Source organism: Nostoc sp. UIC 10607 (assembly GCF_047228265.1).
Classification (GTDB): domain Bacteria; phylum Cyanobacteriota; class Cyanobacteriia; order Cyanobacteriales; family Nostocaceae; genus Nostoc; species Nostoc foliaceum_A.
Genome location: NZ_JBIQNW010000042.1, coordinates 20696 through 32791, shown reverse-complemented (window position 1 = coordinate 32791; position 12096 = coordinate 20696). Strand labels below are relative to the sequence as shown.

General features: G+C 41.5%; 5 protein-coding genes and 1 pseudogene. 2 read left to right on the top strand and 4 right to left on the bottom strand.

Going from position 1 to position 12096, the window contains the following annotated elements; genetic code table 11:
• Positions 1–82: 82 nt before the first annotated feature.
• Together nifJ and ACEYW6_RS25920 are read right to left on the bottom strand one after the other, a co-directional pair.
• Entirely contained in the window at positions 83–3670 is a 3588-nt protein-coding gene (gene nifJ, locus ACEYW6_RS25925; protein WP_412982017.1) for a pyruvate:ferredoxin (flavodoxin) oxidoreductase, read from the bottom strand.
• Positions 3671–4269: 599 nt separating this feature from the next.
• Entirely contained in the window at positions 4270–4449 is a 180-nt protein-coding gene (locus tag ACEYW6_RS25920) for a hypothetical protein (protein WP_196510937.1), read from the bottom strand.
• Positions 4450–5347: 898 nt separating this feature from the next.
• Between ACEYW6_RS25920 and ACEYW6_RS25915 the strand changes: the two genes are divergently transcribed.
• Both ACEYW6_RS25915 and ACEYW6_RS25910 read left to right on the top strand, forming a co-directional pair.
• Entirely contained in the window at positions 5348–6754 is a 1407-nt protein-coding gene (locus tag ACEYW6_RS25915) for a CHASE2 domain-containing protein (RefSeq protein WP_412982016.1), read from the top strand.
• A gap of 18 nt (positions 6755–6772) precedes the next feature.
• Entirely contained in the window at positions 6773–7537 is a 765-nt protein-coding gene (locus tag ACEYW6_RS25910; protein ID WP_412982015.1) for a DUF928 domain-containing protein, read from the top strand.
• Here ACEYW6_RS25910 and ACEYW6_RS25905 read toward each other — a convergent pair.
• The gene (locus tag ACEYW6_RS25905) at positions 7534–10644 is read right to left on the bottom strand and encodes a CHAT domain-containing protein (protein WP_412982014.1); all 3111 of its coding nucleotides are present in this window, start codon (positions 10642–10644) and stop codon (positions 7534–7536) included. The genes ACEYW6_RS25910 and ACEYW6_RS25905 overlap by 4 nt on opposite strands.
• A gap of 30 nt (positions 10645–10674) precedes the next feature.
• Positions 10675–12096: pseudogene (locus tag ACEYW6_RS25900) on the bottom strand (filamentous hemagglutinin); the annotation flags it as partial.

Here is a 12096-nt window from a genome sequence, read left to right as displayed (position 1 = left end):
ATAAAACGTTTTTATAACGCTCAGATGACTTTTCAAATATCCTCTCACTCAGAGAAGAGAGATTAGGCAAAATCTCTAATTTTCAATAATTTCTTGCAGCCAAATATTGATACATTTGCCAACGGTTTTTCACATCTGCTTGAGCTTCTTTAAGTAATTGCTGTGCCACTTCTTCGTTACTCTTAGTCAACATCTTGAAGCGGTTTTCTAAATACATATATTTCTCTAATGGTAACTTTGGTGTGCGCGAATCAAGTTGTAGTGGATTTATTCCTTGCTTGATGCGGTCTGGATTAAATCGATACAGTAACCATTGTCCTGAATCGACAGCAGCTTTTTGATTCTGCATTGCTGTACTCATATTGATTCCGTGGGCAATGCAATGGCTGTAGGCAATAATTAGCGATGGGCCTTCATAAGCTTCAGCTTCCAGGAAAGCCTTGAGGGTGTGTTCATCGCGTGCGCCCATTGCGACGCTAGCAATATAGACATTGCCGTAAGTCATCGCCATCAAACCCAAGTCTTTTTTAGGTGCAACTTTACCTCCAGCCGCAAATTTGGCTACAGCTGCTTTCGGTGTGGCTTTGGACATTTGTCCACCTGTATTGGAATAAACTTCAGTATCAAGAATGAGAATATTAACGTTGTGTCCACTGGCTAAGACGTGATCTAGTCCACCGAATCCGATATCGTAACCCCAGCCATCACCACCGATAATCCAAACACTCTTTTTCACTAAGTAATCAGCTAGCGATTTTAGATTTTGGATTTTAGATTTTAAATTGGTGTCTATTTCCGCAGTCAAAATTTTATCTAACTTCTGTTTCAATAGCGCTACCCTTTCTCGTTGTTCCCAAATATCAGCTTCATCTTTTTGTTCGGCATTGAGGATACTATTTGCCAGTTCTTCACCTACATCTGTTGTCAGTTGTTTGAGTAATTCCGCAGCAAATTCTGCTTGTTTATCAATCGAAATGCGAAAACCAAGTCCAAATTCCGCGTTATCTTCAAATAAACTATTAGACCAAGCTGGCCCGCGTCCTTCGGTATTGTGCGTCCAAGGTGTGGTGGGTAAATTACCACCATAGATAGAAGAACAACCAGTGGCGTTGGCAACAATCATGCGATCGCCAAACAGCTGCGTTGCTAACTTAATATAAGGTGTCTCGCCACAACCAGCGCAAGCCCCAGAAAATTCAAATAATGGTTCTTGCATCTGCTGTTGGTTAATATGAGTCAGCTTCAGATGGCTTCTATCTGGATTAGGAATATTCAAAAAGAAGTCCCAATTTTCCCGTTCTTGTTCGCGTAATGGTCTTTGCGGTTCCATATTGATGGCTTTGCGGCGTAGTTCTGATTTATTCTTCGCCGGGCAAACATCTACGCAAATTCCGCAGCCAGTGCAATCTTCTGCTGCCACTTGGATAGTGTATTTCAATCCTTGCCAATCGTGGTCTTTGGCATTGGCACTCTTAAAGGTCGATGGTGCATTTTCTAACTGCTGCGGTTCGTAAACCTTACTCCGAATGACACTGTGAGGGCACACCATCACGCACTTGCCACACTGAATGCAGACATCTGTATCCCAAACGGGTATTTCTTGGGCAATGTTACGCTTTTCCCATTTTGCTGTACCAGTGGGATAAGTCCCGTCTGCTGGTAAAGCACTAACTGGCAGTTCATCTCCTTGACGGGCAATCATTTTACCTAAAACATCACGGACAAAAGCAGGTGCAGTATCAAGAGTGGGGGATTGTTTTTCTTTCTCATTCCTTATTCCCAATTCCCTATTTCCCACCTCATACAAATTCTCTAATGTAGTATCCACCGCGTTGATGTTCATCTGTACAATTTCGTCGCCCTTCTGGCTGTAAATCTTGCGGATGGAGTTTTTGATAGAGGCGATCGCTTCTTCTCGTGGCAATACACCCGATAAAGCGAAGAAACAAACCTGCATTACTGTGTTGATTCTGCCAGCCATGCCTGCTTGACGAGCAACTTTATAGGCATTAATTACATAAAATTTCAGACGCTTTTGAATAATTTGCTCTTGTACTGATGGCGGCAGATGATCCCAAACTTCATCCTGTTCATAAGGTGAATTAACTAAGAATGTGCCGTCTGGTATGATGTCTTTCAGGATAGGAAATTTTTCGATAAATTCCCATTGATGACAGCCGACAAAGTTAGCTTTGCTGATTAAATAGGTTGAGCGAATTGGTTGTGAACCAAAGCGTAAGTGAGAAACTGTGACAGAACCTGATTTCTTGGAGTCGTAGACAAAATAGCCTTGAGCGTAATTGCTTGTTTCTTCTCCAATAATTTTGATTGAGTTTTTATTAGCGCCCACTGTACCATCTGCACCCAAACCATAAAAAATTGCTCTTACTATGTTGTCTGGTTCAATGCTAAAGTCAGGGTTATAATTCAAGCTGGTGTGGGTGATATCATCGTTAATACCGATGGTGAAATTATTTTTTTTTTGTTCAGCCGCAGCAAGGTTATCAAAGACGGCTTTAATCATCGCTGGCGTAAATTCTTTAGAAGATAAACCGTAACGACCACCCACTACTTGAGGAGGGGGAGATAGGGAAATGCTTGGCCCTGCTTTCGAAGCTTCATGAATTGCATTTACCACATCTAAATAGAGAGGTTCACCTGATGCACCTGGTTCTTTCGTGCGGTCTAAAACTGCGATGCTACGGATAGTTGTTGGTAAAGCAGCGACAAAACGCTTTACATCAAATGGGCGATATAGTCTTACTTTCAAAACACCCACTTTCTCACCACGGGCGTTGAGGTAATCTACTATTTCATGTACAGCCTCACAACCAGAACCCATCAGCACAATAACTCGTTCGGCTGCTGGGTCGCCGTGATATTCAAATAGTTGGTACTGTCGCCCAGTCATCGCGGCAAATTCATCCATGACTTTCTGGGTGATGTCTGCACAAGCTAGATAGTAAGGATTGACAGTTTCCCTGGCTTGGAAGTAGATATCAGGGTTTTGTGTTGTACCGCGCAAAACTGGTTTGTCAGGGGTGAGAGCGCGTGACCGATGGGCAAATACTAATTCATCGGGAATGAATTCTCGCAAATCATCTTCTGTTAAAGTTTCTACTTTGTTAATTTCGTGGGAGGTACGAAAGCCATCAAAAAAGTGTAAGAACGGTATTCGTGATTCTAAGGTTGTCCGTGTTGCTATTAAAGCAAAATCCTGTGCTTCTTGGACTGATGCGGCACACAGCATGGCAAAACCAGTGCCACGCGCTGCCATGACATCGCTGTGGTCACCGAAAATGGAGAGAGCTTGCGCGGCTAGCGATCGCGCGGCAATATGAAATACTGTAGGTGTTAATTCCCCAGCAATTTTGTACATATTGGGGATCATCAACAATAATCCCTGTGATGCTGTAAATGTTGTTGTCAGTGAACCAGTTTGCAAAGCACCATGTACAGCACCGGCCACACCTCCTTCACTTTGCATCTCTACCACCGAGGGAACAGTACCCCAAATGTTGGGTTTGCCTTCACTAGCCCAAGTATCTGCCCACTCAGCCATTGGTGAAGAAGGAGTAATGGGATAAATCGCAATGACTTCATTCAGTCGATAGACGACTTGGGCAACAGCTTCATTGCCGTCTATAGTTGCAAAGCTTCTCTTGTTCATCTTCTTGCACCGGTGAAAGTCTCTAAGCGCTAGCAATGACTAAAGTGGATCTACTTTCGACATTAGGATAAGAAGTTGAGAAACTTGTGAAGAATTGATAGGTTTGTGATTTAAAGTGCCAGCAGCCGTCGCAGTAACTCGGCGCATACCACAATAGCGAATTCTGCTTCATTCGTACCATGCGATTTATTTAACCGACCGACTGCCAAAATTTCCCGTGTCTGCGTTTCAGGATTTTGATATTCGACAATTATATAGCGGTTCTCGTTTACGTGAGGTACACCCGTAGGGGCACGGCAGTGCCCCTACACCTGGCAATATAATGTTGTACCCCATCCATCTGAGTGGGAACCGCTATAGTTCGCGATCGTAGTCAATCTTCTGGACGGACATAACAACGATGTTAACTGGAGTACTATCACCAAGGCGGCGGGAAGCCCACTTATTCAATGCCGTCGTTAACTGTTGACTGATGATTGTTAACCGTCAACCGTCATCAGTATGCACGTGTTATCCCATCCTCTAAAAGGGGATGGGATGAGCTTAATGTTATGTCCTAATATTACCCAGCCAAAGTTTGATACTTTTTAAACATCCGCTCACAACTTTCTTTTCTCATCAGGAATATCTCCCTCAAAAGGTTGAACTCCTGTATCTGGATAATCATCATCCTTGGGTGCAAAAATTCTCGCTGCTGCACTTGAGATGTAGTTGATGATTTGTGCAGGAGCTTCTTTAATTGATTTAAGAAACTGCTGTAATTTTGTTGATACTGTCATAACATTGTTACTAAATTTATCTACTTCTCAAATTTAAAAAAATAATTTGAGGAACTTGTGAAGAAATTATTCTATGGAGGAACTTTACCAAAATTGGTTAAACATAATTAACAAAAAGATACAAACCCATCTCTATAAATCTGTGAAGATAATATATTCATCAACAACTGAATTTCATTAAGTAATGCGATCTACGACCTATTCTTGTAACCCCTCTCCAAACCTCTCTTTGTTTCGGGGAGAGGCTTTGATTCTTGCTCCCATTCTCTCTCTTTGAGACACTGCACGAACAAAGGGAAGAGGTTGGGGGTTAGGTTTGAGATAAAGTTGTACACGGCGTTAAGTAAACTTTTTATTCGGCAAAAAAAAGTTTACTCTAAACTCTAACTTTTGACTAAATTTATCTAACTTTGGTTAGAGGTTTAAATTTGGGGGATCGGCAACATAAAGATAAGCGGGTAAAATTTACACTCAACATTTATTGGCATTCTTGTCTACAGCTTTTGTCGTAGCACTCTTAAAGAATTCTTAATTGATTAGATAGCTGCATAAAATCCTTATGTTTGTTTCTCTTCCATTAGATTAATATACAAACATCAAAATCAAAATTGTAGAATTTACCAAAATATTTCTCAAATTGTCAGAATCTTTCAATCCACAGCAGCACTAAAATTTGGTTGGATGTACTTCTGAGAAATTTCCGGCAATGTTCATGATTTTGGCTTACCTTGGGGACAGCCTTGCACTTCGGCATTTTCTCGAATTTTAGATGCTCAAGAGATTTTAATTGCCTACAATACCTCTACCAATGACCGACGAAATGATTTTGTGATTGTAGACAATAGAAGCTAAAATCCCTTCTCATTGCCTGTTTTTAGACCCTTCATGGAGGTGTCAGATGGATTTTCCGACCTTAATTTCAGCACTGACAGCAGCAGCAACCACATTGATCACAGTTCTGCGATATATGCGGGAAGCAGAAAACACAGGAGAACCCTCAAAGGCAAACGGGAAGGGAAAACCTACTCTACCAATGAGGAAATTCCAAACTGCATTCCTAACTAGTGTAATAATTGTTGGCTTGTTGATGGGAGTGGTACGACCTTTAGGGATGTTGCAGCCATCGGAGTTGGCAGCATTTGATTATATGATGCGATCGCGGCCTATTGAGCAACCAGATCCTCGCCTACTAATAATCACAGTTAACGATGATGATCTGGAATATCAAGCTCAGAAAAATATGGAAAGGAGAGCCGCATCACTATCAGACCAAGCACTTGATGCACTTTTACAAAAATTGAATCCGCATCAACCGCGAGTCATGGGTTTGGATATTTTTCATGATTTTGGTGTCAACCGACAATTCAAAGACTTAGTAAAACAATTGCAGGAGAACAACAATTTGATTCTTACGTGCAGTATTGGAGGTATAAAAGCTTCACCTGAAATTCAATTAGCACAATATCAACGTTTGGGATTTAGTAATATTCCCGAAGATCCAAACAAGGTTATCCGTCGCCAATTATTAGCTCAGACACCTAGCAACCAATGTTATACAGATCAATCATTTAGCCTACGAATTGCACTTCGTTACTTAGAAACAGAAAATATTTCACCAATCCAACAGACTGTAGATCAGAGGTTACAAATTGGTACAGTAATTTTTCCCAAGTTAGTTTCAGATGCTGGTGGGTATCAGTTACCAAGAACAGAAGATTTGGGCTACCAAATTCTCCTCAATTATCGATCGCTGAAACCAGATGAATCAATTGCCCAGCAAATAAGCTTGACGGATATCCTTGAAGGTTCGCAAGACGCTAAACTACCAAGTCTCGTTAATAATCGCATTGTTTTAATCGGTACTACTGCCCCTAGTTTTAGGGATTTTCATATGACTCCCTATGGTACAGAAATGCCTGGAGTGTTAATTCAGGCACACATGGTGAGTCAAATTATTAGTGCTGTGTTAAATCAACGACCCTTGTTGTGGTGGTGGCCACAGGCGGTAGAAATTATCTGGGTTTGGCTTTGGGCATTCTTCGTAGGGATATTGATTGAGTATTGGCGATCGCCAATTAGGAGGGGGCTTGTTGTGGTTATAGCGATCAGTATTTTGTATGGACTATGTTTTTTAGCTTTTATGAAGGGTGGGTGGTTGCCAGTTATACCCACAATACTTAGTTTGTTCCTAACAGGAGTGTGCGTAGTAATTGCCTTAACGTATGTGCAAATCACTTCTACCACTTCTAGTACTCCTAGCACTCCTACTACTCCTACTACTCCTACTACTCCTACCAATAGTTAATAGTTTTTAGAGGAAATTATGAGTAACAAGAAGCGAACTTTTCCAAAAAATTCTCTTATCCTCTTTTTGTCTTCGGTTATGGCTGGCTTGACAAGCTACCCCATATTAGTATTTGCAGAGTCTCCCAGATTAACTATAAATTCTAACTTTCGTTTAGTACAATCATCTCGGAGACAAAAGCTAGATTTTACTTCAACAGGTAGACCAAATCGACAAACAGATGCTGCTAGCCGTGGTAATTGTGATGGAATAGAAGCAACAGAACTAACTGCTTTGGTGCCTAAAAATGGGGGATCTACTGTCTCTGAGTATCCTACTTTTTGGGTTTATGTTCCTAATTTCCCGAAAGATATCAGATATGCTGAGTTAGTATTGCAGGATGAAGCAGAACAAAAAACCATAGAAAGAACTCGATACACAGTTCAATCAACACCAGGAATTGTTAGTGTTACTGTGCCATCAAAACCCCAAAACTCATTAAAACAAGGCAAGGTTTATAATTGGTCTTTTCGGATGGTTTGTAATGATGGAAATAGTTTTGATGTTGGTGGAACGGTAGAACGAATCAACCTTAGTTTTGCTAATACTAATGATTACCAAAGCTATTTAAATAATAAGATTTGGTATGATGCGTTGAATAATTTAGCTGAACGTCGCCGTCGCAATCCACAAGATCCAACATTAAAACAGGAATGGGCTGATTTATTAAAAGCTAATGGTGTGGTTGGCTTAGAAAGACTGGCTCAAGAATATAGCTTTGGTACTGTGGTTTCCCAAAATTAAAGCCAATTTCCTACTAAAACAAAGGGGGCCCAATAATAAGGACGCTCCCATTTTTTATTGCGATCGCGATTGTTTAACAGAGCTAACTGAGCTTGCTGGAGAGCCTCAGCTTTACTGACATTTTTTCGGCCATTGGCATTAACTAATTCACTATAAAATTCACCCATGAGTTCAGATGTAGACTCATCATTTACTGACCACAAGCTGGCTAGTGTACTTCTTGCTCCGGCTCGTACAGCAACACCAGCTAGCCCTAAAGTAGCGCGGCTGTCTCCTGTGGCTGTTTTACAAGCACTGAGAACAAGTAGTTCAATCGAAATTGGTTGATTTGTCTTACCTGATCGCAGTAATTTATCCAAATCTTTGATTTTAATTAGGTGATCCCAGGTAGCAATAAAAGTCTTTTCGGGGTCAGAGTTAAATTCTCCATGAGTTGCTAAGTGAACAATAGTATATTTGGCATTTGCTAGATGCTCTTGCAGTGTAGCTTTGAGAAAATACTGATCCAGTAACTTTTCATTGTTTGGCACTTGCTTTTGAATTTTTCCTAATTCATTAGGTACAAATTTAAGATTAGAGAATAACTGATTTTCGTCAGGAAAACTCCGCTGTTCACTCATGCCAGCAAGCATGGCATTGAGGCGGACATTTGCTAAAGGACGAGGACTTATCAGTTGAAGACCAGGGGTGATAACTAAAGCATATTTTTGTACTAAATATTCCTGACTGGCGCGATCATAAAGAACTGCCATTGGGATATTTCGTAATAGACCATCCAATACAAATACTAAGGTTTTGACTTTACTATCAACTAGCTTGCTTTGTGCTGGTTTAATTAACCAATCGTATGTCTGTTGTGATAATTCCTGAATTTCACCAGCAAAGCGTGTTTTATCGTTGAGACGCTCTATTAATTGTGTTAAGTTGTCTTTTAATTGGGCTTGAGTAACTGTTGTAGTGTAGTGTTCTAAGTTTTCTTGCCCTGGCAATTTGAGAATTAACTCTAAGCGATCCGGCAAGGTAATTGTATATAAAACTGCTGCTGCTGGAGTAGCTTTATCTACTACTCGATCAATCTGTTGTGGTTTAGCTTCAATGCAGGCATCTCGAAAGTAATCATCCAGTTCTGCCAGCTGAAGTGCTTCAATTGCATCACGAGCTTGTTTGAGGTTGGTTTGGTTAGAGTTATTAGCTTGCAACAGTAAATCGACAAATTCCCGATAAACTGGGGCTACACTGTCTCGAAACGTGTATTGTATGTCTGGATTAATTACAGTTAAGTCTTTACGCAGTGACTTGAGAGTTTCAACCGCAGCTGTATACGCTGCGATGGCTCCTTGTTGGTTCTCCTGAATTCGCCGCAGTCGTCCTAATTGCCATTGCCAACGATAGGCAATATGTGGCGCATCAAAAGCCGAAACTAGTTGCAATGCTTCTTGAGTAAACCTTTGAGCATTTGGTATTTCCCCAATTTCTTGGTAAACTCCGCCTAAATAACCTAAAGCGTAGGCTTGTGCTTGGTTGTCTTGCAAAACTTGAGCCTGGTTACGTGCGGTGGTGACAATTTTTGCAATATCTTCCCACGCAGGAATCAGCGTAGGTTGCAAAGTATTACCCCCAGTGTTAGTTGTTTTTTCCTGGCTTACACCACACTGCTGAAGTAGGGGGGACGACAGTTGAGATACTTCTGGATTTACTGCTGATTTTAGACAAATTAGATTTTGTGCCAAATTTATTTGAGCATAGATGGCTCCATGACTCATTGGCAATTTATCTAGCTGGGATTGAATTTTAGGCAGTAGCGTTGATATCTCAGACCATTGTTGAGTCTCGATGAGGAGACTGAGTAAATTCAGTTTTGCCTTGGCGTTAATGTTTGCATCGGTAGATAATTCAGCTTGGTGATAGCAGGCTGCTGCTTGTTGGTATAGTTCGGAAACAGTATTATTTGCTCGTGCCATGCAGTCTGGAGATGATGTGAATGTAATTGGCGTGGAAATGGTTTCTATTTGGGCTTTTTGATTACCCAAAGACAGAACTGTATTACCTAAACTGAAGTAGCCAGCAGCCAAGTTTTGGGAATCACCGAATTGTTTTGCTAATTTCACACTTTCTGCCAAGATTAGTTGGGACTGTTCGCTGTTGCCAATTACTCGCAGAACATCACCAAGACTACGTAATCCTAAAACTTGTAAAGACGCTAAATCGCCTGTTCCTGAGAATTTCTCTGTCAGGGTTTGCAACTGTTGTTTTGAGATATCAAGGTCTTGATGCTCAAGTTCTAAAGATTCTAGTAATATTTCACAAGCCCGGCGATAAAGCCCTAATTCTTGCATTGCCTGAGCTTGGTTAATCTGACTCTGGATGAACTTATGTTTATTGCCGATATTCTTATATATATCAGCTGCCTGTTGCCAAGTTTTCAGGGCTATTTGCGATCGCCCAACTGCTAGTTGTAGCTGTCCTTGAATATCCAACGTTTGCGCCTGGATGAGGCGTTGCGTTGGTGTTTTTTCCTGGATTTCTAGGAGTTTGAGACTAGTTGCGATCGCCTGTTTTGCTTCAGCCCACTTACCTAGTTGTTGCTGTGTAAGCGAAAGATTACTCAAAGCCATTGCCTGATTGAGATTATCGCCTTGAGCAGCAAAACCTTCAGCCGTTTTTTGCCAAACCAAAGCCGCCTGCTCAAACTGTCCGGTAGTGTAGAGTTTTTTGGCTTGTTCTACCAGTTGTAAGGGATTTTGTTGAGTTTGAACGATGATAGATAATGCAGAGACTTGGTGAGCAACCAGGGGAATGCTCAAGGAGAGGACAAATAAAAGTATTAAGAGGATTAGCGATCGCGGTTTAGTTGCTGTGCGCGATCGTTTGGCTAGATTTTGTAATCTTTGAAATAGGTTAGACAGTTTGATATACATAATTCTGCCTTCCTCGTTGATTTTTTCTTTATGGGTTAAAAATACGTGAATTCCAGACTTTGGCTTAACCCCTAGACTTTGGCTTAACCCCTCTCCAAACCTCTCCCCGCGACGGGTAGAGGCTTTGACTCTTGTTCCACTTCCCCTGTAGGGAAGGGGTTGCGGGTTAGGTTTAAAAGAACGTTGCACACCACGTTTAATTACGAATTACGAATTAATTCAAGGTACTGGACAGACATCTGAATTAAGGGGACGTTGCGAACCCGTACCTGTGGGGTCGTATGCTGTAAGTATTACCTCACCGTTTTTATTAAATATCCATCCTTGGGCAGGCACAATTGGTTTAGAAACTGAAGATTTATTTTTCTGCTCTGTCTCCCTGCGCCTCTGCTCCCCTGCGCCTCTACTTCCCTCAGGGGCAGGCTCGACTAAATCAACTCGCACAGCATCACTGCTAGTAGCTTCATTGGGGCTAGGTGGTAAGCCACCGCTTCCAGTGATGATAAATTTACTGCCCACACCCCGTTGACAGGGATTTTGGGCAATTTGCTCAGTCGGATCTACAACATTCTTGGGCAATTCAACTAAACCATGACTGGGGTCAACATTTGGGAGGTTGAGTTTGACTTCACCACTGAATTCTAGCCCCCGTTCAGAAGAGGCAGTAATATCACTCTCTAATGTTGGTTGCTTCCGAAACTTGATGCCAAATATACCTTGAGCATTGATGCTTACTTTTCCCCCAAAACTTTCTTCAGCATCAGCACTAATATTACTGTCTTCTTGTGGAACAGCAACTAAGTTTTCAGCCTTAATGGTGATATTGCCACCAGTTGCAGAGCCTGTGGCATTGGTGGTAATGTTGCTGTTGCGGCGCAAGATTAAATCACGAGAGTTTAGAATAATATTGCCTTTACCCCCAGAAGTATTAGCTCTAATAGATGCCTTGTTATCTAGACGAATATCTTTAGGTGTTGTGATTTCTATATTGCCAGCATTGCCTTTTACACCAGACTCCACATCACTGGTGATTCCACTAAAGAAAATATTTTGTCTTTCTGCTAAGTCTGTATTAGAAAAACCATCAAAGATAACGTCTTTACTGGCCTGAATGTTTATGTTGCCAGCATTACCTTTTCCAGGAAGTTGGTTCTCGTATGCTCCACGAACTATGGTTTGAATTTGAGAACCATTGCGTAAAGACAGTGAACCAGTTTTAATCTTAACCTCACCACCCTGTCCTACTGCTCCACTTTCTACATTGTTGAAGATATAACTGCTATTTTCTAGATTGATTCCATCATCAGCCTGCAATGAAATCATGCCAGCACGGCTTGGTTGTCCAGTCGTATCCTGTTGTTGTGAAGAAGTGCTGGAATTTAGGCTTGCCCTATCTCTCATGCTCAGTGATCGAGCTTTAATCTCAATTACGCCAGCATTGCCAACTCCAGTGTTTTTCACATCGCTGTAGATGGCAGTCTTACTACCTGCTAGTGAAACGGAATCCTTGGCTTGTACAAATATATTTCCTGCGTCTCCAGTTCCCGATGTGTCAGTAGTCAATTCAGCGCGATCGCTTAAGGAGAGCATCCCTGTTTTGATATTGATATCACCACCCTTACCAATTGCTCCCTCACCTAA

What these genes read in the sequence shown, in the direction of transcription:
- ACEYW6_RS25920 (WP_196510937.1), bottom strand. Translation starts at nt 4,449, where the DNA reads ATGACAGTATCAACAAAATTACAGCAGTTTCTTAAATCAATTAAAGAA.
- ACEYW6_RS25910 (WP_412982015.1), top strand. Translation starts at nt 6,773, where the DNA reads ATGAGTAACAAGAAGCGAACTTTTCCAAAAAATTCTCTTATCCTCTTT.
- nifJ (WP_412982017.1), bottom strand. Translation starts at nt 3,670, where the DNA reads ATGAACAAGAGAAGCTTTGCAACTATAGACGGCAATGAAGCTGTTGCC.
- ACEYW6_RS25915 (WP_412982016.1), top strand. Translation starts at nt 5,348, where the DNA reads ATGGATTTTCCGACCTTAATTTCAGCACTGACAGCAGCAGCAACCACA.